This window comes from Billgrantia sulfidoxydans (assembly GCF_017868775.1).
GTDB lineage: Bacteria > Pseudomonadota > Gammaproteobacteria > Pseudomonadales > Halomonadaceae > Halomonas > Halomonas sulfidoxydans.
This window is the reverse complement of record NZ_CP053381.1, coordinates 770,139-794,233: the sequence shown is the minus strand read 5'-3', so window position 1 is coordinate 794,233 and position 24,095 is coordinate 770,139. Positions and strand designations below refer to the sequence as shown.

The window sequence follows — 24,095 nt, the reverse complement described above, 5'->3', positions numbered from 1 at the left end:
GAGTGTTCTTAGATATTGGCACCACCATCAATGGTAAACTCCGCCCCGGTTATCGATCGGCCCTCGGGGCCGGCCAGCCAAGCCACCAGGCCGGCCACGTCGTCGGCCTCGTTATATCGAGGGATGGCCATCAAGCTACGCTGGGGGTCGGAGAGTTCGCCGTCGGCGGGGTTCATATCGGTATCGGTAGAGCCTGGGTGCACGATGTTGACGTTGATGCCACGCGTTCCAAGATCCCTGGCCATGCCCTTGGTCAGCCCCACCAGGCCCGCCTTGCTCATGGCGTAAAGGCTGATGCCGGGCCAGGGCACTCGAACCGCGAGATTGCTGCCGATGGTGATGATGCGTCCGCCCTCCGGAAGATGGGCCGCCGCCGCCATCACCGCCACGACCGGGGCACGCAGGTTGACCGCGATGGTGCGGTCCAGCTCCTCCAGCGTGGCCTCTTCGATCGTTCCAGTCAGGAAGATTCCCGCATTGTTAATCAGGATATCGAGCCCGCCCAGCTCGGCTACCGTGCGCTCCACGGCCGCCTCGATCGCTGCGGCATCGACGTTATCCGCGCGGATGGCCACCGCCCGGCCGCCTGCGGACGTGATCCCATCCACGACCGACTGCGCCTGAGCCTCGCCGTTGACGTAAGTGACCGCCACGCCAGCCCCTTCCGCCGCCAGACGCCGGGCGATGGCGGCACCGATGCCGCGGCTGCCACCGGTGATCATCGCTGTCTTTCCGTTCAGTCGCTGCATGCTTTACTCCATTTATATAGTGATCGATACAAAAATCAAGATGGCTAGACATGCACGCAACTGTCAAGATATTTTGTAGTCATCGATACAAAAAGGAGTAAGACATGCCCCAGCGTGGTAGACCCCGCCGCTTCGACAGGGAAGAGGCCCTGCGCCGGGCCATGGAAGTGTTCTGGGTCCAGGGTTACGACAACGCCTCGCTTGCCGATCTGACCCGTGCCATGGGCATCAACGCACCCAGCCTCTACGCCACCTTCGGCAGCAAGGAGGTGCTGTTCCAGGAAGCGGTGGAACTCTACGTACGCACGGAAGGCAGCGGTATCTGGGAGCAGGTGGAAACGGCACCGACGGCGCGCGCCGCCATCGAACAGGTACTGCGCACCACGGCCGTGGCCTTCACCCGCGGCCCCTCTCCACGTGGCTGCATGATCGTGCTTGCCGCGCCGCAGATGCAGGGTGCCAACGCCCAGGTCTGCGATGCCTTGAAAGCCTACCGACAGTCGAACGGTTACCTGCTGGAACGGCGCCTGCAGCGAGCTGTCGAGGAAGGCGAGCTGCCCGCCTCGACGGACTGCCGCGCACTGGCCAACTACGTCGTCACCCTGCAACACGGCATGTCGATCCAGGCCCGCGACGGCGCCTCGCGCGAAACGCTGCTGGCGATCGCCGACTGCGCCATGGCGGGCTGGGACGCACTCACCGGCTCCGCACAGCAAGCCTAGAGCATCAGCGCCCCGGTTATCTGGTGTCTTCTTTATGCCGTTCCCAGGGCGGCACAGGCTCCCATTGCTCGACGAGGAAGTCGATAAAGGCGCGCACCCTCGGCGGCGCAAGGCGACGCTGCGGCATGACCGCATGAATGCCCGTCTCGGGCAATGCGTAGTCCGAGAGAACCTGCTGCAATCGGCCGGCTTGCAGGTCGTCGCATACATGCCAGGTGGAGTGCTGCACGATGCCCAACCCCGCCACCGCGGCGTCGCGCAGGAGTTCGCCCTGGCTGCTACGGATGCGTCCATCCACTTTGACAGCGAACCACTCACCGTTGATGTCCCGAAGGCGCCAAGTGCCGGCCCCCACCTCCCCACCGGTCAATACCAGACACTCATGCCGGGTCAGCTCCTCGGGGGTGCGTGGAATGCCGTGGCGCTTCAGATAGGCGGGAGAGGCGCATAGCACCCGGCGATTCGTGGCCAGCCGGCGTGCCACCATGCTGGAATCCGCTAGCGAGCCGATGCGAATGGCCAGGTCGAACCCCGACCCCACGATGTCCCTGCGCTGATCGGACAGGTCGAGATCGAGGCGCAGCCGAGGATACCGGCGCAAGAATCGGGGCAGCAGCGGGGAAACATACAGGCGGCCAAACGTAGGCGGCAGGGTCAGGCGAAGCGTGCCCGTGACCTCGCGCGTCGACTGGTGCAACCCGCTCATCAGTGCCTCGAGATCCTCCACCGCCTCGCGCCCCTGTTCGGCCAGGCTCCTGCCCTCCGGCGTCGGCCGTAGCTGCCGGGTGGTGCGTTGCAGCAGGCGCACGCCGAGCTCGCGTTCGAGGCGCTTCAAGCGCTGGCTGGCGACGGCCACGGATAGGTCCAGGCTGCGCGCCGCTTCACTGATCGACCCCAGGTCGAGGATACGCAGGAACAATGAGAGGTCGTCGACTCGGCTCATTATCAATGTCTTGTTGAATGTCTCTATTGTTTTAAGCCGGTTATCTTGAAAGCGCAACGTTCTATGCTCCTTCGGCAATCCACCGACAGGAGTCGAACCATGGAATATCGCTATCTTGGCCAATCGGGCTTCAAGGTTTCGTCACTCGGGCTGGGCGCAGGAACTTTCGGCGGCAAAGGGCCGCTGTTCAGCGCCTGGGGCAACACCGATGTCAAGGAGGCGACCCGCCTCATCGATATCTGTCTCGACGCCGGAATCAACCTGTTCGATACCGCCGACGTCTACTCCGAGGGAGCGTCCGAGTCGATTCTCGGGGCCGCCATCAAGGGCAGGCGCGATCGCGTCGTTCTCTCCACCAAACTGACGCTGCGCATGAGCGACGAGCCGAATGACGTCGGCGCCTCTCGCCACCATCTGCTCAAGGCGACGGACCAAGCGCTGAAGAGGCTCGATACCGACCATATCGACATCCTTCAACTTCACCACTTCGATGCGATGACGCCGGTGGAGAGCGTGATGGCGACGCTGGACGACCTGGTGCGCGCCGGCAAGGTGCGCTACCTCGGCGTCTCGAACTTCTCCGGCTGGCAGATCATGAAGTCCCAGGCGGTGGCCGAACGCTACGGCTACTCCCGCTTCGTCGCCAACCAGGCCTACTACTCGCTGGTCGGGCGCGATTACGAGTGGGAGCTGATGCCGCTGGGGCAGGACCAGGGCCTGGGAGCGATCGTCTGGAGCCCGCTCGGCTGGGGGCGTTTGACCGGCAGGATTCGACGCGGTCAGGCGCTTCCCGACCGCAGCCGGCTACATGAAACTGCCGGCTTCGCGCCCCCAGTGGACGACGAACGCCTGTACCGGATCGTCGATGCGCTCGACGGCATCGCCGAGGAGACGGGCAAGTCGATCCCGCAGGTAGCCATCAACTGGCTGCTCGGCCGCCCCACGGTTTCCAGCGTGCTGATCGGTGCGCGCAACGAAGCCCAACTGCGCGAGAACCTGGGTGCCAGCGGATGGCGGCTCGACGAGGAGCAGACAAGGCGGCTCGACGAAGCCAGCCGCGTGACGCCGCCTTATCCTTACTACCCTTACTGGAATGGCCAGTTCGCCGAGCGCAATCCACCTCCCGTATAAAGGCCTGTTCGAATCGCTCGACCAAGCGGCCACTAAAGTGTGGAACAAGAGCCACACCCATCCGCGGATTCTCTGAGTGTGCTCTCACCTATCGCGCCGACATGGCGCAGGCTGACGATGGAGACCACCGCCAGCGCCAGGATGGCAATGCCGCCCACCGTGGCGGTCACGTTCAGCCCGGCGGTGAAGGCTTGCTGGGCTTCCAGCAGTACGCCTGCGGGCAGGCGCTCGCCGGCCGACACGGTGGCCCACAGGCTCTCTTCCACGACGCCCGCCGCCTCGGCAGCTTCGCCATCGGCCATCGTCGCGCTGACCTGGGCGCGATAGACGAAGGTGGCCAGACTGCCGAGCATGGCCACACCCGGCGCCACGCCCAGCTCCTGCACCATCTCCGACATGGCCGAGGCCGAGCCAGCCTTCTCCGCCGGTGCCGCGCCCACCACCAGGTCGGTGCCCAGGGCAGCGATGGTCCCCAGGCCGAGATAGACCAGCGAGAATCCGGCAATCGCCATGCCGACCCCATTGGCATCCACCTCGACGGCGGCCAGCAGCCAGTAGCCCAGCGTGGAGAGTGCCAGGGCCGCGCCCACCACGTAGCCGGGACGAATGCGGCGAGCTACCAGCGGCGCCACGATGCCTGCCAGCACCATCGCAAGCGCAGGCGGCCCCATCCAGAGCCCCGCCGCCAGCGGCGTGAGCCCCGCCACCAGTTGCAGGTACTGGGTCACCAGCAGCATCACGCCGGACACGCCGACCAGCCCCACTAGCAATACGATCAGCGCGGCACTGAACGTACGGCTACCGAACAGCCGCATGTCGAGCAGTGGGTCGTCCAGATGCTGCTGGCGGCGCACGAAAACGAGTGCCATCAAGACACCCAGCGCCAGGGCCAGCAGCGGAACGGGCTCGAGCCCCAGCTTGGCGAGCTCCTTTATGCCGTAGACCGCCGGCAGCACGGCCGCCAGCGAGAGCGCTACGCTGGTGAGATCCAGCCGCCCACTGCGCTTCGCACGATACTCCGGCAGCAGGATTGGCGCCGCGATCAGCAGTACGGCCACCACGGGCACCGCCACCAGGAAGGCCGAGCCCCACCAGAAGCGCTCCAGCAGCACGCCGCCCACCACCGGCCCCAGCGCCATGCCCAGGGCGAACATGGTGGCCCATACACCAATGGCCAGGGCGCGCTGACGCACGTCACCGAACATGTGGCTGATCAGCGCCAGGGTCGATGGCATCAGCGTCGCGCCGGCCACGCCAAGCACTGCTCGGGCGGCAATCAGCATGGCAGCGCTAGTGGAGTAGGCGGCGATCACCGAGGTGATGCCGAAGGCCACGGCACCGATCATCAGCAGCAGGCGACGGCCGATGCGGTCGCCCAGGTTACCCATGGTGATCAGAAAGCCCGCGATCATGAAGCCGTAGGCATCCATGATCCACAGCGCCTGGGTACTGCTCGGCTGCAGGTCCGCCGCCAGGGCGGGCAAAGCCAGATAGAGAATGGTGACATCGAGACCGAGCAGCACGGTAGGCAACGCCAACACCGCCAGGCCGGCCCATTCCTTGAAACCCGCACGCTGCCGGGCGATACGTGAACCTTCATCGAGGGAAACCATGCCATGCCTCCTTTCCATAGGGTTGGCATGGTAGTCTTGGTGCATCTTGATAGGGTTACAATATAGCCAGTTATCCTATTACTAGAGGTAACTGCCTGGAGTATTGCCATGACCGGGCGCAGCCTCGACAGAACCCGCAGCGAACTCACCGAGTTCCTGATCCATCATCGCAGCAAGCTGACGCCGGCCGACGTCGGCCTGCCCTCCACCGGCCGACGCCGCACCCCCGGGCTGCGTCGCGAAGAGGTGGCCACCCTCGCCGGGGTAGGACTGACCTGGTACACCTGGTTCGAGCAGGGGCGCGATATCAACGTCTCGGAGAGCTTCGTGCTGCGAGTCTCCAAGGCGCTCAAGCTCGACGACGCCGAATGCTGCCACCTGTTCCTGCTTGCCCATCGCCGCCCACCGCCGGTGGAGGCCTACCAGTGGCAGGAAATTCCGCCCCTGGTGCAGACGCTGATGGACGACATGCCAAGGCCCGCCTATGTGATGAACCTGCGCTGGGACATCATCGCCTGGAACGCCATCGCCGATGTCCTGCTCGGCTTCAGCGACAGGGAGCCCGGTGAGCGCAACATGATGCGCCTGCTGTTCGCCGACCCGGCGCTGCGCAGGCGCCTCCCCGACTGGCGCCAGGACGCCTCCCGCCTGCTGGCCCAGTTCCGCTGCGACTCGGCCGCCGCCCCCGAAGACCCCGCTATGCAGGAGCTGACAGAAGCGCTCGCCAAGCTGTCGCCGGATTTTCGCCGCTGGTGGGAGCAGCCCAATCATGAAGCCTATCGCTACGGCATCGGCACGCTTCTCGACGCCGACTCGACTATGCAGAAGTACGAACATACCACGCTACTGGTGGACGAGCATCGGCATCTCAGGATGGTGGTTTATTTCCCTTCATCTACCTCATCGGGGTAAACGACAAAAGCCAGTTTATTGCCATCGCGATCACGAACATAAGCCGCATAAAACCTTCGCCATACTGAGGCCGGTAGCCTGGAGCGCCTTCATCGCTGCCGCCGTGCTCGATGGCGATTCGGTATAACTATCGACCTGCTCCGGTTCGGCGAACTGGAAAGCCGTCATGGTGCCATTCCCCACTCCGGCTTCCTGACCATCGAAGGGATAGCCGACGAAAAACCTGGGAAAGTCGAGGTCGTTCTCTTTGCCATAGGAAATGCAGGAATCGTCTTTCCAGCAGACATCCCAGCCCATTTCAGCGAAAAGTGGATCGTAGAACTTCAGCGCTCTCTCCAGGCTCCTGGTTCCGACCATGGTGTAGGCAATCATTTTCAAGCTCCTTTCCGTCAATGACTTCGCTACTCCAATGCCGCCTGTTTCCTGCGCCACTGCCCCAGCGCCCAGCCCAGGGCCGGCAGCACCAGCATTGCCGAGGCCCAGGCGCAGGCGGCAAAGCCGAAGTGAGTGAAGAGCGGCCGATAGAGCAGCGCGCCGGCAAACACGCACAAATACGTGATGGCGCTATACAGCCCCATGATGGCACCCCGCTGCGCCGGATCGATCTCGGCAAGCTGGCGCATTAGCAGGTTCAAGCCGAGATGATTGGCCACGCCCCAGGCAAGACACAGCCCCAGCAGTACCGGCGGAAGTGCGGCAGCCGCCATCAAGCCCAGGTAGACGAGCATCAGGCCGGCAAAGGTCACACAAGCGGCAGCAGTGGCGCCGTAGCGGTCGACCAGCCGACCCAACGGCGCGGCGGCGCCAAAGCCCAGTCCATAGACGGCGATGGCCAGCCCCGCGAAGGATGCGGGGAGTTGCAGCACCTCACCCAGGTACGGGCCAAGATAGGTGTACAAGCCGTAGAACGCCGTCATGTAGGCCGCGACGTTCAGCAATACCGAGTGAATGCCGGGAATACGCAGGGCCTTCAGGGTGGAGCTCGGCGCCTCACCGACCGTTCTCGCCCCCCAATCGTGGCAGCGAGAAACCCCCAGTGCCAACCCGATGGCAGCCAGTGCCAATAGAGAGAAGACGGCACGCCAGTGCAGCAGGTCGGCCAATAGCGCCGCCAGGCCGACGCCGACCACCAGACTCAGCGTCCATCCCGTCAGCACGAAGCTCAAGGTCTGGCTCTCGCGCCCCTTTTCGGCCACCTGAGCGGTGAGGGTATAGATCGCCGGCAACGCCACGCCCGCCGCCAGGCCGGCCAGCGCCTGGGCAGCAACCAGCGTCCACAGTGCCGGCGAGAGCGCAGCGACGCCCAGGGAAGCCGACAGCCCGAGCAGCGCTCGCACCAAGGCACGCTCGGCACCGATGCGATCGCTCAGCGACGCCAGCAGCAGCGCACTGCATGCCGTGGCCAGGCCATAGAGGGCCGCGGCCGTTACCACGTCGGCGGCGCTGCGCCCCGGAAAGGATGTCGCCACCGTGGCGGCAATGGGGCTCAGCGCCAGCGAGTTGGCACCGATCACGGCGATGGCGGAGGTCAGGAGTAACAGACGGCGACTGATCACGGCTAGCTCCAGATGAAATTCGTCACTAGTATTGAAGAAAGGAATCTCATTCGGAGCAATTGCAGAAATGCCTAACCTTGAAAATACAGAAGCCGTTCGGGACAAGGGCCAGGAGCCCCGCCCCCTGGACGCCTTCGACCGAAAAATATTAGGTGAGCTGGCCGTGGATGCCGGGCTTAGCTATGCCGAGCTGGGTCATCGCGCCGGCCTTTCGGCGCCGGCGGTGCATGAACGGGTGAAGCGGCTGCGCGCGTCGGGTCGCATCCGCAGCACGGTGGCGGTACTGGATGGCCCCGCCACCGGCAAGCCGTTTCTCGCCTTCGTGCATGTCGACTCCACGGGATGGGGCAAGACCAAGGAACTGCTGGCGATCTCGGCGCTGCCTGAGGTCGAGGAGATTCATTCGGTCGCTGGCGACGCCTGCATGCTGCTCAAGGTACGTTGCGCCAGCAGTCGCGCGCTGGAGGGACTGCTTGCCCGACTCTATGCCCTGCCGTGCGTGAAAGCCACGCGCAGCTATGTGGTGCTATCGACCTTTCTCGAGCGCACTCCGCAGGCGGGGATCACCTCGGCACTGGAGGAGGCTCCGCTCGTGGCGCCACCCGGGGACGTGTCGGGCTGAACCGACTCCCGCCCGAGCAGCGTGCGTTTTCTCTCCACGCCCCAGCGATACCCGGAAAGCGCCCCATCGCTGCGTACGACCCGATGGCAGGGAATGGCAAGCGCAACGGGGTTGGAGGCGCAGGCCCTGGCCACGGCACGCACCGACTTGGGAGAACCGATACGTTCCGCCAACTCTGCATAGCTGATCGTGGTGCCCACGGGAATCTCGGTCAGCGCCTGCCAGACCCGTTGCTGAAAGGCAGTGCCACGAATGTCCAGCGGCAGCGAAAGCCCAAGGCCCGGCGCTTCGACGAAACCCACCACTTGGGCCACCCAGGCATCGAAATCCTTCCCTCCGGGAATGAGGGTGGCATTGGCGAAACGATCCTGGAACTCCTGCAGCAGTTGCTCCGGATCGCTGCCCAGGGAAATGGCGCAGATGCCCTTCTCGCTGCTCGCCACTAGTATGGTGCCCAATGAGCACTCCCCCAGGGCGAAGCGGATCTCCATGTCTTTCCCTCCTGAACGGTAACGCTTGGGCGTCATGCCGAGCATGCGATCGGTACCGGCATAGAAGCGTCCGCTGGAGTTGAAGCCCGCCTCGTACATCGCCTCGGTGACCGTTTCGCAACTGGCGAGTTCTTCGCGTACGCGCTCCGCCCGCCGGGCGACGGCGTAGGCCCTGGGCGTGAGGCCAGTGACCGACTTGAACACACGGTGAAAATGGAAGCGGCTCAACCCCGCGGCCTGTGCCAGTTCGTCGAGAGAAGGCAGATCCTCGGCGGCTTCGATGAGCCGACACGCGCGGGCGACGCTCTCGGCATGATGCTGAGCCAACGAGACATCCTGAGGGCGGCAGCGCTGGCAAGGCCGGTAGCCGGCTCGCTCCGCCACCGTCGCATCGGCATGGAATTCGGCGTTCTCGCGGCGTGGCCGGCGCGACGGGCAGGTGGGACGGCAATAGATGCCGGTGGTACGCACCGCGTAGACGAAAGCGCCATCCGCCGACGTGTCGCGGGCCAGCACCGCCGTCCATTTCGCCTCATCGGAATCGAAGGGAGCAAGTGAGTCGCTGGTTGTCTCGATCATGGCGGACCTCCACGGTGGGCTCAGCGTTTTCCGTGAGTTCAGGATGAGCCCGGTAGCCGCCTGGCACACTCCGTCTCTTGCTTTCAAAACAGGCCCGACGCTTCGAAGCATTTCCGCAACATTCGCAGCATAGCACCGTCAGCGCATCAGGATTGTTGGCGGCAATAAGCGGAGTGAGGGCTTATCCTCAAACGCACTGCTACCCTGTCAGGCACAGCCACCGCCCCGGTAAGCACTTACTCACTGGGTAGGGCTTAATCCTTGGCTGCCAGTTCGACCTGGCACGTTGGGAGGAGAGAGCATGGATTTTCTCGTCAACCTGGACGTCGACGACCTGGAGCGTGGAATCGACTTCTACGTTCACGCCTTTGGCCTCGAGGTCGGCCGCCGTTTCGGCGATGACGGTGCCGAACTGATCGGCGGCCCGGCGCCGATCTACCTGCTGGCCAAGGCCACCGGCTCAGCGGCCTATGCCGCAGGAGAGCCCGTGCCCGGCGCGCAGCGCCACTACACGCGTCACTGGACGCCGGTACATCTGGACGTGGTGGTGGAGGATATCGAGGCTGCAGTGGAGCGCGCCATCGCCGCCGGCGCCACCCAGGAGCAGCCCATCGTCACCGATCGCTGGGGCAAGCTGGCGCTGATGGCCGACCCTTTCGGCCACGGTTTTTGTTTCGTGCAATTCCTCAACAGAGGTTACGACGAGATCGCGACCGCTTGATCAGTCGGCGACGCATCGATCACGAACCCGAACTCACTCGTCAGCGCCCGATGTCCCAGCTCGCTGATGCTCACCACCCGCGAGTGCTTCTGCCGGCCGATCCAGCCCAGTTCCAGCATGCGCTCGGTCATGGCGGCCCCCAACGCACCACCAAGATGATCGCGCCGCTCGCTCCAGTCGAGGCAGGGGTAGGCGAAACGTCGACGGCGCTTGCGCAGAGTAGCGACATCGATACCGAAGTCGGCAAACCAGGCCTTGCCTCGCTCCGTCACGTCCATGGCCTCGCCATTTTTGACCAAGTACTCCCTTTCGAGCAGTACTGCCGTCAGCCGTGTGCCCAACTCCCCGGCCAGGTGGTCGTAGCAGAATCGCGCAGCCCCCAGCGCGCCGGCCGGTCGCCTGCAGGGCGGCACCACTCTCATCGGTTTGGCCACCACCATCAGCGCCTCGACGGCATGCGCCACTTCAGCCGACGCCAGCCGGTAGTACTTGTGCCGCCCTTGGGTCGTCGACTCGATCAGGCTATCGCACTGCAGTCGCTTGAGATGCTCAGTCGCCGTGCCCGGCTGCACGCCGCAGCCGTAGGCCAGCTCCTTGGCGGTCAATGCCCGCCCTTCCATCAGCAAGGCGAGCATACCCATGCGGGTCGGGTCGCCAATGGTGCGGGCTAGGCGTGACAGATCCGGCTCAACCATCGTTAGCTCTCCACCTAACTGTTTCTGTCTGACAAGCATAGGCCAACGCAGCACAATCGAGCGATCAGACAACGGCTCGGAGCCACCCATGACTACGCCAGACAACCCACTGACGGCCGTCACGCATCATGACCCTTACTCCTATTACGCCAAACTGGTGAAGAAGCATCCGCTCTATTGGGACAGCGGGCTCAACATGTGGATCGCCTCGTCCGCCAAGTCTGTTGCCGCCGTGCTGGAACATCACGGCTGTCGCGTGCGCCCAACCAACGAGCCGGTGCCAACGGCACTGCAGGGCACGCCGGCGGGTAAACTCTTCGGCAGTCTGGTCAGGATGACCGATGGCGAGTCGCACTGCCCGCTCAAGCAGGTCGTTACGACGACGCTCGCCACGCTCGAAGAGGACCACATAGCAGACCAGAGCAGGGGCTGCGCGTCCTATCTGCTCGAGGAAATCGCTCCGCTCGAGCCCGCTGGCCTGACAGAGTTCACCCTGCGCCTGCCCGCATACAGCGTCGCGGCCCTGCTTGGCTTCTCGTCCGACCAGTGGCCGGCGCTGGCGCGCTGGACAGGAGATTTGGCGCGCTGCATCGCACCTGGCACCACAATTACCCAGATGGAGAGGGGCCAGCACGCCGCACGCGAACTGCAAGCCATGACAGCACGGCTCCTCGAGACCCATTCTGCGGCATCGCCCAGTCTCCTGACGCAGCTCACTGCCCAGGCCAGAGCGCGAGGCATCGACAGCGCAGTGATCACGGCCAACGTCATCGGCTTCCTGCTACAGGCCCATGACGCCACAGCGGGGCTGATCGGCAATACGCTGATGGCGCTGGGACGCGAGCCGCATCTTCATCATCGAGTCCGCGAAGAGCCAACGCTGCTGCCTGCCGTGCTGCGGGAGGTGCTGCGCCACGACGCACCGATTCAGAACACGCGACGCTTTGTCGCTTACGACGAAATCATCGCCGGCGAGTCGATGCAAGCAGGCGACACGATCCTGGTGTTGCTTGCTGCGGCCAACCGCGATTCAGCCCGTCATGTCGACCCCGAGCGATTCGATCCGGCCCGCCAGTCGCAGCACTGCTTTACCTTTGGCCTGGGGCGCCACGCATGCCCCGGTGAAACGCTTGCCCTGGCCATCGCCGAGGCGGGTGTAGCAGAGCTGCTGCGCTCGGGTGTCTCGCTCGAGGCGCTGGCCGGCGAGGTGATGTATCGCGAATCGCTCAATGCCCGCATCCCGCTGTTTCGCTCGTCCCATGTAACGTTATCCTCAACTGCCTGAATCAGGAGCCGCCATGATCGCCGTTATCTTCGAAGTCATCCCCAAGTCCGGCCGCCGAGACCACTACCTCGATATCGCCGCCAGCCTGCGTCCGTTGCTCGATGAGATCGACGGATTCATCTCCATCGAACGCTTCGAGAGCCTCACCCAACCGGGCAAGATCCTCTCGCTCTCCTTCTGGCGCGATGAGCAGGCCGTCGCCCAGTGGCGCCAGCTCGAGCGCCACCGCACGGCCCAGACACAGGGCCGCGAAGTGGTCTTCGACGACTATCGCCTGCGCGTGGCTACGGTGCTGCGCGACTACGGCATGCACGAACGCGACCAGGCGCCGGCCGATAGCCGCGAGCGTCATGACAGGGCCTGACGGCTAGAAATGACAGCGCCCCGGTAAGCCCTTACTTACCGGGTAGCTGCGCTCATTCTTGAGCTAGGACCAGCAGGCCGCCCGCCTCCAACGTCTGGCAGAAAGAAAATGATCGGTGCGTGTCGAAATCGTCTACGTTGAATCGACGAAGGGAGTATCACCAACAAATAACTCTCCTGGAGACCCACCATGCAGCTTTCCACCTACCTGATCTTCAACGACAACTGTCGCGAAGCCTTCGAGTTCTACCAGCGCTGCTTCGACGCCAAGCTCGAGGCTATGGCGACCTATGCCGAAATGCCTGCCAGCGAAGGCATGGAGATACCCGAAGAAGCCGGCAATCTTGTCATGCATGCACGACTGCGTATTGGCGACCAGTTGTTGATGGCGTCGGACAACTCCCCCTGCAGCCCTGCGCCCTACGAAGGCATCAAGGGGGCGAGCATTGCGATCGGCGTCGACTCCGTGCAGGAGGCCGAACGGATCTTCAATGCGCTGGCCGACAACGGCACCGTGCAGATGCCGCTAGAGGAGACCTTCTGGGCGCACCGCTTCGGCATGCTGGTGGATCGGTTCGGCGTTGCCTGGATGATCAACTACGAGAAGGAACAGCAGGCCGCCGCCTAAGGCCGCTCCATCCGCAGCAAGAGGAAGCGATGGATTAGCCTGCCCTGTCACAAGTCCCGCTCCTGAATCGTCATGACAGTGACGGCCACTCGGCCTTCATCTCTCGACCGATTCAGGAGCGACACATGAACCAGAGCACGCTTTTCATCAAGCACAAGGCACTCCCCGGCAAGCGCGAAGAGGTACGGCGCGTGTGGGAGACTCACCTGATGCCGAGCATCCAGGAGCGCCAGGTCCACGACGCCTACTTCTATTGCTACGATGATGGCGATCCCAACACGATCCGTGTCTTCCAGCGCTACGCCGATGGTGCGGATGCACAGGCCTTCATGCAGGGGCCGGCATACGAAGCCTATGTCGCCGCGGTAACGCCCCTGCTGGCTCATCCGCCCGAGATTCATGCTGCCACCGTGGCCTGGGCCAAGGACAAGGCGGCTCCGGTTTCCGAGACAGCCTGATGCCTTCCGCCGATCTGCTTCACTTCGAAGAGGCCCGCCCCATGCTGCTGGGGCTGGCCTATCGCATTCTCGGCTCGCGCGCCGACGCCGAGGATGCGGTGCAGGACACCTTTCTCAAGTGGCAGGCAGCGGATCGTGAGGCTATCGATACGCCCCACGCCTGGCTGACCACGGCCTGCACGCGACGCTGCCTCGATCTGCTGGGCAGCGCCCACCGGGCTCGGGTCGAGTACGTCGGCGCCTGGCTGCCCGAGCCCATCCCGACCGCTGCCGTATCCGATGCGGAACGCAGCATGCAGCTGGCCGACTCTCTATCCACCGCCTTCCTGCTGCTGCTGGAACGCCTCTCGCCCAAGGAGCGGGCGGCCTATCTGCTACACGAGATCTTCGACACGCCCTACACCGAGATCGCCGCCATGCTCGAGATCAAGGAGCCGGCCTGCCGCAAGCTGGTATCCCGGGCACGAAGCAACCTCCAAACCGCCGAGGAACGGCACACCCCACCGCGGGAACGCCAGCAGGCACTGCTGGAGGCCTTCCGGCTCGCCATCACCGAAGGCGCCACGGCACGGCTCGCGAATCTGCTCTCGGCCGATATTCGCCTGAGTGCCGACGGCGGCGGCAAGGTGCCCACCCTGCTCGAACCGCTGCTCGGCCAGACAGCGGTACTCGGCTTCCTGACCAGCCGCCTGAGCCAGTACTGGGCCGACTATGAATGGCGCGAGGCCGACATCAACGGGGGCTGCGGCTTCATGATGCGCAGAGAGGGAAATGTCGTCGCGACGGTGACCTTCGGCTACGACCGCTCAGGCCAGGCGACAGATATCTTCATCGTGCGCAATCCCGACAAGCTGGCGCGGCTGACGTCATGACTGGCGCTCGACTATCGCACGGCAGCCGCTCTCTCTGGCTTGGGTATCCAGCAACCCGATGATCCACTCGCGCACGGCGGCGATGGCCGGCTCCTCGAGCCGCTCAGGCGGGTAGACGAGCTGGAAGGGAGCGGCCTTAACCTCGGGGCCGAATGGCTGTACCAGGCGCCCTTGGCGCAGCTCCTCCTCGATCAGATACCGGCTCATCAGGGCTATGCCCTGACCGTCCAGGGCGGCGGTGATGCCATGGGTCTCGTCGGAGAACATCAGCCCGGCGCTGACGTCGAGCCCCGGCACCTGGACCTGGCGCTGCCAGGCCGCCCAGTCCAGCGGTGCGGGCGAAGAGAAATGCAGCAGCGTGTGATGCACCAGTTCAGCCGGTTCACGCAGCTTCAGCATGGGGCTGCAGACGGGCACGAAGACATTGTCGAACAGCTTCTCCGCGACGAGCCCGGGCCAGGGGCCCTCGCCATAGCGAATCGCCATGTCGGCAACGACGCCGTCCAGGGCAACTGCTTGGTGGGAAACCTGAATGCTCAGGTCGATCTGCGGGTGGGCGTCGCGCAGCAGGCAGACCCAGGGCAACAGCCAGCGTGAGGCGACGGCCGGCGTGGTCGAGAGCGTCACCGGCTGTCGCGACGGCGGCCGGCGAAGCTTGGTCACCGTCTCGGCGATGGCATCGAAGGAGCCGCTCAGCACCGTGAGCAGCGACTGGCCCTGAGTCGTCAGCACCAGCTGCCGCGGCCGCCGCACGAACAGGGCCACGCCCAGGCTCTCCTCGAGCTGGCGAATCTGGTGGCTGATCGCCGTCGGCGTGACCGAGAGTTCCTCGGCGGCGCGCTTGGCACTGAGGTGGCGCGCCGCCGCCTCGAAGGCGCGCAGGGCGGAAAGCGAAGGGAGTCGTCGCGGCATCATGGCTGAGTTTTATTTTCCGATATCGAAAAAGAATCGTCGTTTGTCGCTCTACCTGGCTTCAGGCTTATATGAAACGAGCCACAAGCAAGGCTGAGAACAATTCATTCAATAGATCCTACACCCAGCGAAGGAGAAAGCCCATGACGCGCCTACTTCACCTCGATGCCAGCCCACGCCCCGGCCGTGCCGGCAGCCAAGACCACGGCTCGCATACCCGCCGGCTGACCCATCACTTCGTTTCCCGCTGGCGCACTCTGGAGCCGGATGCCGAGGTCGTCTATCGCGACATCGGCGCCAACCCGCCTCCATTGACCAGCGTCGAGTGGATCGAGGCGGAATTCACACCAGCTGAACAAAGGACAGAGGCAATGAAAGCCGTGCTTGCCGAAAGCGATGCCTTGGTCGACGAAGTCGTACGGGCCGACATCCTGGTGCTTGGTGCTCCCCTGTACAACTTTGGTCCTCCGGCCGCGTTCAAGGCCTGGATCGACAATGTCGTCCGCATCAGCCGTACGGTCGATTTCGACATGCAATACGGAGCCCACCCCTACGTCCCGCTGGAACACTACGTGCCCCTACTGGCCGACCGCCCTAGACATGCGGTGCTGCTCTCATCGCGGGGTGGGTTCGGCTTCGACCCGCAAGGTCCTTTGGCAGCTTTCAACCACCTTGAGCCGGGCGCACGCACCGCTCTGCAGTTCATCGGCATCGGCGGCTTTCACAGCATTGCTATCGAGCACCAGGAGGAAGGCGGCGAGGCGCTGGCGGACTCGACCGAAAGCGCCCTGGTGCGCATCGACCGGCTGGTCGAGAAATTGCACAGTGAAGTTACGGCCAAGCGCCAGCTACAGCCGGCCTGAGGGCACTCAATGGCCGAACACCGGGGCGCCTAGCGCCCCGTTATGCATGTCACCGCTATGAGGCCTGGCTGACCGCCGCCTTGTCGGTTACCGGGTCGGCCTTGGCGCCGGCCGCTTCGCGGCGCTCCGAGTAGCGGTCCACCAGCGTTTCGGCGTGGGGGCGCAGTAACAGAGTGAAGCGCACGAGCTCCTCCATCACGTCGACGATGCGATCGTAGAGCGGCGAGGGTCGCATGCGCCCGGCTTCGTCGAACTCCTGGTACGCCTTGGGCACGCTCGACTGGTTGGGGATGGTGAACATGCGCATCCAGCGCCCCAGCAGGCGCAGGGTATTCACCGCGTTGAACGACTGCGAGCCGCCGCTGACCTGCATCACCGCCAGGGTGCGCCCCTGGGTGGGCCGCACCGCCCCCATGCTCAGCGGCAGGTGGTCGATCTGGGTCTTCATTACGCCAGTGATCTGGCCGTGGCGTTCGGGGCTGCACCACACCTGTCCCTCCGACCATATGGCCAGCTCGCGCAGTTCGCGCACCGCCGGGTGGTCGTCGCCCGGCACCTGGTCCGGCAGCGGCAGATCGGAAGGATCGAAGATCCGCGTCTCGGCGCCGAAATGGCGCAGCAACCGCGCGGCCTCCTCCACCGCCAGACGCGAATAGGAGCGCTCACGCAGCGAGCCGTAGAGCAGCAGGATGCGCGGCGGATGGCCCAGCGGATCGGGCAGGCCCTGGCCGGGCTGCCGCAGAGCGAAGCGCTCGTCGAGGGCCGGCAGAACATCGGGGTCGTTGAGCGTGCGAAGCCTCATGTCGCCTCCTTCAGGGCGTGGGTTTGCAGGACGAGCAGCGCCACCAGGGCGGCCAGCCCCAGGGCAGATGAAAACAGCAGCGCCTGGGTGCCGAAGCGCTCGATCAGCAGGGCGAAGGCCAGCGGCGCCATCGCCTGGCCGAAGCGTGCCGGCACCATCAGCACCCCTTGGCGCAGGCCATAGCCGTGGGGGCCGAAAATGGCCAGGGGCAGCGTACCCTTGGCGATGGTGAGAATGCCGTTGCCGGCGCCGTGCAGCAGCACGAACAGCGTGGCGAGCGGCGCCCCCAGCGTCATCACGCCGAGCGCGCCAATAGGATGCGCCACCACCGCCAGCTTGGCCGAAAGCAAGGGATGAAAGCGCTGCAGCAGCGAGAATTCGAGCAGGCGCGCCGCCACCTGGGCCGGTCCCACCAGCGCCGCGGCGGCAATGGCAGCAGCAGGCGAGAGGCCGGCGATCTGCAGCAGCCACGGCAGGTGCGCCGCCATGGCGGTACTGACGAACCAGGTCACGGCGAAGACGAAAGCCAGCAGCGCCATGGGCAGCCAGGTCGAGTTCGCCTCTTCGTCCGTTGCCGTCTCGCCACGCGGCGCGGGTGGCTGGATGCCAAAAGGAATCAACAGGCGGTTGAGCGGCAGGCCTAGCAACAAGTGTATGGCCGCCCAAGTGAAGCAGGCGTTCTGCCAGCCGAATTCGGCGTTGAGCCAGCCGGTGATCGGCCAGCACACGGTGCTGGCAAAGCCCGCCAGTAGCGTGATGCCGGTGATGGGGCCACGCGCCTCGCGTCCGTAGAGCCCCGCCAGGGTCGAGAAGGCCGATTCGTACAGCCCCATGCCCATGCCGACGCCGATCACCAGCCATCCCGCCCACAGCAGCTTGGCTCCATCCGCCAGACCCAGCAGCACCAGGCCCAGGGCGAACACCAGGCTCGAGGCCGCCAGCACATCGCGCCCACCGAAGCGGTCGATGCGCCGCCCCACCGCCGGCCCCAGCACGGCCGATACCACCAGCGCCGAGGAGAAGGCCGCGAATACCGTACCCGTGGCAAGGCCGAGGTCTCGCGCCATGGGCACGGCGAGGATGGCCGGAAGATAGTAGGTCGAGCCCCAGGCAAGCGTTTGGGAAATGCCCAGGGCGACGACCACACCGCTGCGCGAGCTCACCGCCTACCTCGATCATCGAGGTATATGGGCCTGAGAAAACGCGCCGCGCTCATGCTTCCCGCTCCTCCCGTTTCGCTGCCCCAGCGGCCATTCGACGGCTCTCGACGATGCAGTCCGTGGCCTCCAGCCAGGCGTCCACCGCCACCTGAAAGGCGTCCCGCCCCTTCTCCGTTAGCGCGTAGACTTTGCGCGAGCGCCCCTGCACCACCTCGTTCGTCGCGGAGAGGTAGCCCCCCGCTTCGAACTCGTTGAGCACCGGATAGACCGTGCCCTCCGAGGGGCTGCAGCAGCCGTTGGTGCTCTTCTCCACCGCTTGCACCACCTCGTAGCCGTGCATCGGCTTGCGGTGCAGTACGCTGAGCACGAAGAACTTCGACAGCGACATCTTGATCGTGCCGCGCCAGTAGGAAGGGTCGCTGTAGTCGGGAATCCGGCGGCCGGTAGCCGCTTCGGGTTTCGCTTTGGTCATGGTGGAAACCTATACCTCGATGATCGAGGCGTCAAGCGCGACCGTACCCTCGCCGTCTGACATGCTCGCGGTACCCGCCCGGTGTCAGGCCGGTCACGGCCTTGAAGTCGTGGATGAAGTGGGCCTGGTCGAAGTAGCCGGTGGCGAAGGCGGTATCGGTCAGCGAGATTGTCGCCCCACCCTGCTTGATCAGCTTGCGACTGTGGGCGACACGCAGCAGACGGGCGTAGCGCTTGGGCGAAAGCCCAACATGTTGTTGGAACAGCCGCTCCAGGCGGCGCTGGCCGAACGGCAGCGCCGCCACCAGCGCGGCGATACTGGCCTGGCCCTGGCGGCGTTGCAGCCAGGCAAGCGATGCCATCAGGGCCGACACTTCCGGCGCGCCGTGTCGCTGCAATCCCTCAGTAAGATAATTCTCCAGCAGCGCGATACGCCCCGCCAGAGCAGGTGTCTCAAGCAGCCGCTCGTACAGCGCCTCGAGTTCGAGCCGGTGCAGGGAATCGGCAGGCGTCAGCTCCCCGCCGGCCAGGGCCGATAGGGACTCGCCAAGGAAGGGAAATGCCATGCCCGGCAGGAAGCGAACGCCCAGCAGGTCGAGCGCGCCACCTACCGCCAGCCTGGCCGTGCGCCGCTTGGGGCCGTCGATCCAGCAAGCGCCGTATACCCGCTCGCCGTCGCGCTCGAGCGCAGCGCCGAAGTTGAACAGCAACCCCGCGGCGCCATCCGGATGCAGGTGCTCCACGCTTGCCGGCCCGCCGACGTTGACTCCACGGGCCCGCCAGTAGCACTGCACGTAGGGGCGCAGCGCAGCGCCGGGCGCGAAGCACTCGAACGACAGGCCGGAAGTCAGCGCCGGCGCAACAGGCCGGAAATCTCCAATCCCGGTGCGGTCAGCCAGGGCAGGCTGAAGGACTGCATCCACGTTCGCCCCCTCTCAGTGGAAGGCAGGGCCGCCCTGGGCGGCCCCTTCGGAGCGTACCGAGCCAGCAGGTAGATAAGCAAAAAGTCCAACTCTGCTCATCGTCCAGTTGTAGAGTAGGGGGACCATTTTCCCATTACCTCATCTTTCATCCTAGTGGAGCACTCAATGGACAGAACGCGAATCGTGGTCGTCGGCGGCGGCGCCGGCGGGCTGGAGCTGGTCACGCGCCTCGGCCGGCGCCTGGGGCGGCGCGGCAGGGCCGACATCACACTGATTGATCGCAACTCGACCCATATCTGGAAGCCGCTACTGCACGAGGTCGCCACCGGGGCGCTCGACTCCAGCATCGACGAGATCTCCTACCAGAGCCACGCCCAGCTGAACGGCTATCGCTTCCAGCGCGGCACGCTCGAAGGGCTCGACCGCGACACCCGCCAGCTGCGTCTGGCCCCGGTGCTCGACGACTACGGCGAGGAAGTGCTGCCTGCCCGCACCCTGGACTACGATCTGCTGGTATTGGCGCTCGGCAGCGTGAGTAACGACTTCGGCACCCCCGGCGTCGCCGAGCACTGCCACTTCCTCGACAGCCCGGCCCAGGCGGAAGCCTTCCGCCACGACATGCTCAATACCTTCCTGCGCTACAGCGACCCCGAGCGGCGGCATCACCCGCGCCTGACCGTGGGTATCGTCGGCGCCGGCGCCACCGGCGTGGAGCTGGCCGCGGAGCTCTACGACGCCTCGCGCATGCTGCACAGCTACGGTTTCACCGAGATGGACAGCCGCCACCTCGAGGTCCACCTGATCGAGGCCGCACCGGACGTGTTGCCGGCCCTGCCCGAACGCATTCGCAGCGCCGTGCGCACCGAACTGGAACGCCTCGGCGTGCAGGTACACACCGACACGCGGGTGGTATGCGTGGAGCAGAACGCCATCGTCACCGCCGACGAAGCGCGCATCGAAACGGACCTCAACGTCTGGGCCGCCGGGATCAAGGCGCCCGACATGCTGCGCGGCCTGAGCCTGACGCTGGAGCGCAACCAGCGCATCAAGGTCGAGCCGACGCTGCAAAGCGTCGACGACCCCAACATCTTCGTCTTCGGTGACTGTGCCAGCTGCCCGCAGCCGGACGGCTCCGTGGTACCGCCGCGGGCCCAGGCCGCCCACCAGCAGGCCCAGCGGCTCTACAAGAACCTGCTCGCCCGGCTCGATAACGGCCCGCTCAAGCCGTTCCGCTATCGCGATCGTGGCTCGCTCATCTCGCTGGCCCACTTCGAGGCGATCGGCAGCCTGATGCGTGGCGCCTCGGCGCGCAGCCTGTTCATCGAGGGGCGCCTGGCCAAGTTCTTCTATGCCTCGCTCTACCGCATGCACCAGCGCGCCATCCATGGCACGGCCAAGACCGCGCTGATCCTGCTCTCGGACGGACTCAACCGCTTCATCCGTCCGCGCATGAAGCTGCACTGAGGTCGAAAATCTACAATCGAGGCGATAACCGCCACGCTAGGGTGGGGCTTCCAACCCTTACGGAGCCTCACCCATGCGCATGAACTACTACGCCGCCAGCCCCGCCGGCCTCAAGGCCATGCTCGGCCTGCAGCACCACGTTCACCAGGCAGCGGAAGCGGGTGAACTTGGCGACGGCCTGCTGGCGCTGGTCTACACCCGCGTGTCGCAGATCAACGGCTGCGCCTACTGCATCGACATGCATACCAAGGACGCCCGCCAGGCCGGCGAAACCGAGCAGCGACTGTACGGCCTGAGCGCCTGGCGCGAAACGCCCTTCTATTCCCCGCGCGAACGCGCTGCCCTGGCCTGGGCCGAGGCCAATACCCTGATCGCCGGCAACGGCATCGACGAGGCCCTGTACGCGGCCACCCGCGAGCACTTCTCCGCGAAGGGCCTGGCCGACCTCACCCTGGCGATCTGCACCATCAATGCCTGGAACCGCCTGTCGATCAGCTTCGGCGCAGAGGCCGGGAGCTACCAGGCCGGCGATCACGATTAGGCTTCGAGCGACACCGCCTGTCCGGTCACGACGATGCCGCCCGAGAGGGGAATGTCCACCTGCAGACGGCTGGGCCGCCCCATCGCTTCGCCTTGCAGGATCGTCAACTGTGCGGGCGCCTGGAGCAGGCCCGCATCGCGCAGGTAGCCACCCAGCGCCGCGGCCGCCGCGCCGGTGGCGGGGTCCTCCACCACGCCGCCCACCGGGAACGGGTCGCGGGCATGGAAGCGCGCTTCGCTCTCGCGCCACACCAGTTGCAGCGTGGTCAGGCCCTCGCGCAGCATCAGCGCCTTGAGCCGCTCGAAATCGTATTCGAGCCGCGCGAGGCGCTGCTCTGTCTTGCACGCCAGCACCAGGTGCCAGGCCCCGGCGTAGGCCCGCGCAGGCGGGATCTCGAGGTCGAGCTCCTCGGCCTGCCAGCCGAGCAGTTCACGCACCTCCTCGACCAGCGCCGGCTCGGCGGGGCGGAATTCCGGCGTGACCGACACCAGCGAGGCCTGCCACTCCTCTTCCACCTGGTTGACGGTGACCATCACCTCGCCCACCGCCGTCTCCAGCAGGTAAGTACCCGCCCCGCTCAGCCGTCCCATCTGCACGCCGCTGGCCACCGTGGCATGGCCGCAAAAGCTGACTTCCGCTTGGGGGCTGTAGTAACGCACAATGCGCCGCTCGCCCTCGGCCGGGGCAATGAAGGCAGTTTCGGAATAGCCCACCTCGGCGGCGATCCGCTGCATCTCCGCCGGGTCGGGCAGCGCCTCGCCAAGCCACACCCCGGCGGGGTTGCCGCCGCTGGGATCATCGGTAAACGCCGCCAGGCGAAAGAGAGTGCCGCTCATGGGAAGCTCCTGGTGTGAAGGGGTTCTTCCCATCTTGGGGCAAACGGGGGGGAACACAATGGCGCACCGCGACCTGTTCAGGCCGTGTCCTGTACTCTTGGCTACGCTCCAGGAAGGGAGCTGTATTAGTGAAATAAAGGAGACTTAGCATGGCGGATCAACGTCGACCAACCGATGAGAATGGGGACACGTCCGATGAGAGGGAATCTGGGGGACGATCGGCCAGGCTGACATGGGGGTTGCGCGCCTTCGGGTTGCTCCTGGCATTGATCGTCTGGATCGCCATGGGCAATGCCGAAGGGCTCTCTTCCGATGCACGCTGGGTCGCGACGATCGCCACCCTGATGGCGGTCTGGTGGATGACGGAAGCGATCCCCCTCTCGGCCACCGCCCTGCTGCCGATCGTGCTGATCCCGATGCTGACGGAGCGAACCGTCGCCCAGGCCACGGCGCCTTACGCCAGCCCCATCGTGTTTCTCTTCCTCGGCGGCTTCCTGATTGCCATCGCCATGGAGAAGTGGAACCTGCACCGCCGCATCGCCCTTTTGACGCTGGCCCGGGTCGGGGTCTCGCCGCACCGGATCGTGCTCGGCATGATGCTCGCCACGGGGTTTCTGTCGATGTGGGTTTCGAATACCGCCACGACGCTGATGATGCTGCCGATCGGGCTCTCCGTGCTGGCCCTGGTCGCGGAGCGCAGCGGTGAATCCACCGAGACGGCCGCCGCCGGCCACGACCATCACCGCGCCGGCCACGTCGACTTCATCCAGGACGTGAACATCAAGCGCTTTGGCACCTGCCTGCTGCTGGCGATCGCCTGGTCGGCCAGCATGGGCGGCCTCGGCACCCTGCTCGGCAGCCCGCCGAACGCTATCGTCGCCGGCTATGCGGCCGACGAGCTGGGCCGCAGCATCGGCTTTCTCGACTGGATGATGCTCGGCGTGCCGCTGGCCTTCACCTTCATCCTGGTGGGCTGGGTGCTGATGACCCGGGTGCTCTACCGCTTCAGCGTTGCGGAGATTCCCGGCGGAAAGGAGATGATCGAGGGGGAAATCCGCAAGCTCGGCGCGCTCAGCCAGGGCGAGAAGATGGTGATGCTCGTCTTCGGCTCGGCGGCATTCCTGTGGGTCGTACCCGGCGTTCTCGGCAACATCCCCGGGGTGGGTCAGTGGCTGGGGCCGCTGGGCAATCTCGATGACACCGCCATCGCCATCGCCGCCGGCATTGTCCTGTTCCTGCTGCCCGCGAGAGGCCGCAGCCAGATGGTGCTGAGCTGGCAGGATGCCGAGGACGGGCTGCCCTGGGGGGTACTGCTGCTGTTTGGCGGCGGCCTGAGCCTCGCCGGCGCCGTCGCGGGCACCGGCCTGGACAGCTGGTTCGGTCAGCAGATCACCGGGCTCGAGGTGCTGCCGATCCTGCTGCTGGTGGCCGCCGTGGCCACCATCGTGCTCTTCCTCACGGAAGTGACCAGCAACACGGCCACGGCCGCGACCTTCATCCCCGTGCTCGGGGGCGTGGCGGTGGGCATCGGCGCCGACTCGATGACGCTGCTGATCCCGGCCGCCTTCGCCGCGACCTGCGCCTTCATGCTGCCGGTCGGCACGCCACCCAACGCCATCGTGTTCGGCACCGGGGCGGTCACCATCGCCCAGATGGCACGGGGCGGGGTCGTTCTCAACCTGATCGGGATCGTATTGATCACCACCTTCTGCTATCTGCTCGGCGGCTTTGCGCTGGGGCTGCAGTTCTGATCATGGTAACAGGAGTACAGCGGAAGCCGCTT

Annotated in this window: 27 protein-coding genes; 14 read left to right on the top strand and 13 right to left on the bottom strand. The window is 65.3% G+C overall.

What is annotated here, in order from left to right:
- Positions 1-8 precede the first annotated feature (8 nt).
- Positions 9-749: an SDR family NAD(P)-dependent oxidoreductase gene (locus HNO51_RS03810; protein ID WP_197449706.1), complete on the bottom strand. Its 741-nt coding sequence runs from the start codon at positions 747-749 to the stop codon at positions 9-11.
- A gap of 104 nt (positions 750-853) precedes the next feature.
- Between HNO51_RS03810 and HNO51_RS03805 the strand changes: the two genes are divergently transcribed.
- The gene (locus tag HNO51_RS03805; RefSeq protein ID WP_197449705.1) at positions 854-1,471 is read left to right on the top strand and encodes a TetR/AcrR family transcriptional regulator; all 618 of its coding nucleotides are present in this window, start codon (positions 854-856) and stop codon (positions 1,469-1,471) included.
- Between the two features lie 16 nt (positions 1,472-1,487).
- Here HNO51_RS03805 and HNO51_RS03800 read toward each other — a convergent pair whose 3' ends face one another.
- Positions 1,488-2,414: a LysR family transcriptional regulator gene (locus HNO51_RS03800; protein ID WP_209538526.1), complete on the bottom strand. Its 927-nt coding sequence runs from the start codon at positions 2,412-2,414 to the stop codon at positions 1,488-1,490.
- A gap of 99 nt (positions 2,415-2,513) precedes the next feature.
- Between HNO51_RS03800 and HNO51_RS03795 the strand changes: the two genes are divergently transcribed.
- A complete protein-coding gene (locus HNO51_RS03795) occupies positions 2,514-3,545 on the top strand; it encodes an aldo/keto reductase (RefSeq protein ID WP_209538525.1) in 1,032 nt (343 codons plus the stop codon).
- 32 nt (positions 3,546-3,577) lie between these two features.
- Here HNO51_RS03795 and HNO51_RS03790 read toward each other — a convergent pair whose 3' ends face one another.
- Positions 3,578-5,158, bottom strand: a complete 1,581-nt coding sequence (locus HNO51_RS03790; RefSeq protein ID WP_209538524.1) for an MFS transporter — start codon at positions 5,156-5,158, stop codon at positions 3,578-3,580.
- A 108-nt stretch (positions 5,159-5,266) separates the two neighbouring features.
- Between HNO51_RS03790 and HNO51_RS03785 the strand changes: the two genes are divergently transcribed.
- Complete coding sequence (locus HNO51_RS03785) at positions 5,267-6,070, top strand: helix-turn-helix transcriptional regulator (RefSeq protein WP_209538523.1); 804 nt, start codon at positions 5,267-5,269, stop codon at positions 6,068-6,070.
- Positions 6,071-6,100: 30 nt separating this feature from the next.
- On the opposite strand, the gene HNO51_RS03780 is transcribed toward HNO51_RS03785, so the two are convergent.
- Positions 6,101-6,442, bottom strand: coding sequence for a VOC family protein (locus HNO51_RS03780; RefSeq protein WP_242597199.1), 342 nt, complete (start codon positions 6,440-6,442; stop codon positions 6,101-6,103).
- A 29-nt stretch (positions 6,443-6,471) separates the two neighbouring features.
- Positions 6,472-7,626: an MFS transporter gene (locus HNO51_RS03775; protein WP_234283605.1), complete on the bottom strand. Its 1,155-nt coding sequence runs from the start codon at positions 7,624-7,626 to the stop codon at positions 6,472-6,474.
- Positions 7,627-7,693: 67 nt separating this feature from the next.
- Here HNO51_RS03775 and HNO51_RS03770 point away from each other — a divergent pair, with 67 nt between their 5' ends.
- Positions 7,694-8,248 (top strand): Lrp/AsnC family transcriptional regulator, encoded by a 555-nt coding sequence (locus tag HNO51_RS03770; protein ID WP_209538522.1) that lies wholly within the window; start codon positions 7,694-7,696, stop codon positions 8,246-8,248.
- Here the strand turns inward: HNO51_RS03770 and ada are convergent.
- The gene (gene ada, locus HNO51_RS03765; protein WP_209538521.1) at positions 8,143-9,318 is read right to left on the bottom strand and encodes a bifunctional DNA-binding transcriptional regulator/O6-methylguanine-DNA methyltransferase Ada; all 1,176 of its coding nucleotides are present in this window, start codon (positions 9,316-9,318) and stop codon (positions 8,143-8,145) included. The genes HNO51_RS03770 and ada overlap by 106 nt on opposite strands.
- Before the next feature lie 301 nt (positions 9,319-9,619).
- Between ada and HNO51_RS03760 the strand changes: the two genes are divergently transcribed.
- Complete coding sequence (locus HNO51_RS03760; protein ID WP_197449694.1) at positions 9,620-10,039, top strand: VOC family protein; 420 nt, start codon at positions 9,620-9,622, stop codon at positions 10,037-10,039.
- Here HNO51_RS03760 and HNO51_RS03755 read toward each other — a convergent pair.
- The gene (locus tag HNO51_RS03755; protein WP_197449693.1) at positions 10,015-10,734 is read right to left on the bottom strand and encodes an ArsR/SmtB family transcription factor; all 720 of its coding nucleotides are present in this window, start codon (positions 10,732-10,734) and stop codon (positions 10,015-10,017) included. The genes HNO51_RS03760 and HNO51_RS03755 overlap by 25 nt on opposite strands.
- Before the next feature lie 88 nt (positions 10,735-10,822).
- On the opposite strand from HNO51_RS03755, the gene HNO51_RS03750 reads away from it, so the two are divergent.
- From HNO51_RS03750 to sigJ, 5 genes are all read left to right on the top strand, one after another.
- Complete coding sequence (locus HNO51_RS03750; RefSeq protein WP_209538520.1) at positions 10,823-12,019, top strand: cytochrome P450; 1,197 nt, start codon at positions 10,823-10,825, stop codon at positions 12,017-12,019.
- Between the two features lie 13 nt (positions 12,020-12,032).
- A complete protein-coding gene (locus HNO51_RS03745) occupies positions 12,033-12,383 on the top strand; it encodes an antibiotic biosynthesis monooxygenase family protein (protein WP_197449691.1) in 351 nt (116 codons plus the stop codon).
- A 189-nt stretch (positions 12,384-12,572) separates the two neighbouring features.
- A complete protein-coding gene (locus tag HNO51_RS03740; RefSeq protein WP_209538519.1) occupies positions 12,573-13,010 on the top strand; it encodes a VOC family protein in 438 nt (145 codons plus the stop codon).
- A 125-nt stretch (positions 13,011-13,135) separates the two neighbouring features.
- The gene (locus HNO51_RS03735) at positions 13,136-13,468 is read left to right on the top strand and encodes a putative quinol monooxygenase (protein ID WP_209538518.1); all 333 of its coding nucleotides are present in this window, start codon (positions 13,136-13,138) and stop codon (positions 13,466-13,468) included.
- A complete protein-coding gene (gene sigJ / locus HNO51_RS03730) occupies positions 13,468-14,340 on the top strand; it encodes an RNA polymerase sigma factor SigJ (protein WP_209538517.1) in 873 nt (290 codons plus the stop codon). The genes HNO51_RS03735 and sigJ overlap by 1 nt, the downstream gene beginning before the upstream one ends.
- On the opposite strand, the gene gcvA is transcribed toward sigJ, so the two are convergent.
- Entirely contained in the window at positions 14,335-15,255 is a 921-nt protein-coding gene (gene gcvA, locus HNO51_RS03725; RefSeq protein ID WP_209538516.1) for a transcriptional regulator GcvA, read from the bottom strand. The two genes, sigJ and gcvA, sit on opposite strands and share 6 nt — an antisense overlap.
- Before the next feature lie 140 nt (positions 15,256-15,395).
- Here gcvA and HNO51_RS03720 point away from each other — a divergent pair, with 140 nt between their 5' ends.
- Positions 15,396-16,115, top strand: a complete 720-nt coding sequence (locus HNO51_RS03720; RefSeq protein WP_209538515.1) for an FMN-dependent NADH-azoreductase — start codon at positions 15,396-15,398, stop codon at positions 16,113-16,115.
- A 55-nt stretch (positions 16,116-16,170) separates the two neighbouring features.
- Here HNO51_RS03720 and arsH read toward each other — a convergent pair whose 3' ends face one another.
- The 4 genes from arsH to HNO51_RS03700 are packed head-to-tail and all read right to left on the bottom strand — an operon-like array spanning position 16,171 to position 19,471.
- The gene (gene arsH, locus HNO51_RS03715) at positions 16,171-16,917 is read right to left on the bottom strand and encodes an arsenical resistance protein ArsH (RefSeq protein WP_209538514.1); all 747 of its coding nucleotides are present in this window, start codon (positions 16,915-16,917) and stop codon (positions 16,171-16,173) included.
- Positions 16,914-18,080: an MFS transporter gene (locus tag HNO51_RS03710; protein ID WP_209538513.1), complete on the bottom strand. Its 1,167-nt coding sequence runs from the start codon at positions 18,078-18,080 to the stop codon at positions 16,914-16,916. Before HNO51_RS03710 ends, arsH begins: the two co-directional genes overlap by 4 nt.
- Before the next feature lie 49 nt (positions 18,081-18,129).
- Entirely contained in the window at positions 18,130-18,549 is a 420-nt protein-coding gene (locus HNO51_RS03705) for a PadR family transcriptional regulator (RefSeq protein WP_197449683.1), read from the bottom strand.
- A gap of 31 nt (positions 18,550-18,580) precedes the next feature.
- Complete coding sequence (locus HNO51_RS03700; RefSeq protein WP_209538512.1) at positions 18,581-19,471, bottom strand: AraC family transcriptional regulator; 891 nt, start codon at positions 19,469-19,471, stop codon at positions 18,581-18,583.
- Positions 19,472-19,636: 165 nt separating this feature from the next.
- Here HNO51_RS03700 and HNO51_RS03695 point away from each other — a divergent pair, with 165 nt between their 5' ends.
- Entirely contained in the window at positions 19,637-20,935 is a 1,299-nt protein-coding gene (locus HNO51_RS03695) for an NAD(P)/FAD-dependent oxidoreductase (protein ID WP_209538511.1), read from the top strand.
- A 73-nt stretch (positions 20,936-21,008) separates the two neighbouring features.
- On the top strand, positions 21,009-21,476 hold the full coding sequence (locus tag HNO51_RS03690) for a carboxymuconolactone decarboxylase family protein (protein ID WP_197449680.1): 468 nt from the start codon (positions 21,009-21,011) through the stop codon (positions 21,474-21,476).
- On the opposite strand, the gene HNO51_RS03685 is transcribed toward HNO51_RS03690, so the two are convergent.
- Positions 21,473-22,312 carry a PhzF family phenazine biosynthesis protein gene (locus HNO51_RS03685; RefSeq protein ID WP_209538510.1) on the bottom strand — a complete coding sequence of 280 codons (840 nt, stop codon included), beginning with the start codon at positions 22,310-22,312 and terminating at the stop codon, positions 21,473-21,475. The two genes, HNO51_RS03690 and HNO51_RS03685, sit on opposite strands and share 4 nt — an antisense overlap.
- Before the next feature lie 266 nt (positions 22,313-22,578).
- On the opposite strand from HNO51_RS03685, the gene HNO51_RS03680 reads away from it, so the two are divergent.
- Positions 22,579-24,063: an SLC13 family permease gene (locus HNO51_RS03680; RefSeq protein ID WP_242597198.1), complete on the top strand. Its 1,485-nt coding sequence runs from the start codon at positions 22,579-22,581 to the stop codon at positions 24,061-24,063.
- Positions 24,064-24,095 lie beyond the last annotated feature (32 nt).

Coding starts and splice junctions, on each gene's coding strand:
- HNO51_RS03785 (WP_209538523.1), top strand. CDS start 5,267: ATGACCGGGCGCAGCCTCGACAGAACCCGCAGCGAACTCACCGAGTTC.
- HNO51_RS03805 (WP_197449705.1), top strand. CDS start 854: ATGCCCCAGCGTGGTAGACCCCGCCGCTTCGACAGGGAAGAGGCCCTG.
- HNO51_RS03780 (WP_242597199.1), bottom strand. CDS start 6,442: ATGATTGCCTACACCATGGTCGGAACCAGGAGCCTGGAGAGAGCGCTG.
- HNO51_RS03795 (WP_209538525.1), top strand. CDS start 2,514: ATGGAATATCGCTATCTTGGCCAATCGGGCTTCAAGGTTTCGTCACTC.
- HNO51_RS03690 (WP_197449680.1), top strand. CDS start 21,009: ATGCGCATGAACTACTACGCCGCCAGCCCCGCCGGCCTCAAGGCCATG.
- HNO51_RS03685 (WP_209538510.1), bottom strand. CDS start 22,312: ATGAGCGGCACTCTCTTTCGCCTGGCGGCGTTTACCGATGATCCCAGC.
- gcvA (WP_209538516.1), bottom strand. CDS start 15,255: ATGATGCCGCGACGACTCCCTTCGCTTTCCGCCCTGCGCGCCTTCGAG.
- HNO51_RS03760 (WP_197449694.1), top strand. CDS start 9,620: ATGGATTTTCTCGTCAACCTGGACGTCGACGACCTGGAGCGTGGAATC.
- HNO51_RS03790 (WP_209538524.1), bottom strand. CDS start 5,158: ATGGTTTCCCTCGATGAAGGTTCACGTATCGCCCGGCAGCGTGCGGGT.
- HNO51_RS03705 (WP_197449683.1), bottom strand. CDS start 18,549: ATGACCAAAGCGAAACCCGAAGCGGCTACCGGCCGCCGGATTCCCGAC.
- ada (WP_209538521.1), bottom strand. CDS start 9,318: ATGATCGAGACAACCAGCGACTCACTTGCTCCCTTCGATTCCGATGAG.
- sigJ (WP_209538517.1), top strand. CDS start 13,468: ATGCCTTCCGCCGATCTGCTTCACTTCGAAGAGGCCCGCCCCATGCTG.
- HNO51_RS03750 (WP_209538520.1), top strand. CDS start 10,823: ATGACTACGCCAGACAACCCACTGACGGCCGTCACGCATCATGACCCT.
- HNO51_RS03800 (WP_209538526.1), bottom strand. CDS start 2,414: ATGAGCCGAGTCGACGACCTCTCATTGTTCCTGCGTATCCTCGACCTG.
- HNO51_RS03735 (WP_209538518.1), top strand. CDS start 13,136: ATGAACCAGAGCACGCTTTTCATCAAGCACAAGGCACTCCCCGGCAAG.
- HNO51_RS03745 (WP_197449691.1), top strand. CDS start 12,033: ATGATCGCCGTTATCTTCGAAGTCATCCCCAAGTCCGGCCGCCGAGAC.
- HNO51_RS03810 (WP_197449706.1), bottom strand. CDS start 749: ATGCAGCGACTGAACGGAAAGACAGCGATGATCACCGGTGGCAGCCGC.
- HNO51_RS03770 (WP_209538522.1), top strand. CDS start 7,694: ATGCCTAACCTTGAAAATACAGAAGCCGTTCGGGACAAGGGCCAGGAG.
- arsH (WP_209538514.1), bottom strand. CDS start 16,917: ATGAGGCTTCGCACGCTCAACGACCCCGATGTTCTGCCGGCCCTCGAC.
- HNO51_RS03755 (WP_197449693.1), bottom strand. CDS start 10,734: ATGGTTGAGCCGGATCTGTCACGCCTAGCCCGCACCATTGGCGACCCG.
- HNO51_RS03720 (WP_209538515.1), top strand. CDS start 15,396: ATGACGCGCCTACTTCACCTCGATGCCAGCCCACGCCCCGGCCGTGCC.
- HNO51_RS03740 (WP_209538519.1), top strand. CDS start 12,573: ATGCAGCTTTCCACCTACCTGATCTTCAACGACAACTGTCGCGAAGCC.
- HNO51_RS03695 (WP_209538511.1), top strand. CDS start 19,637: ATGGACAGAACGCGAATCGTGGTCGTCGGCGGCGGCGCCGGCGGGCTG.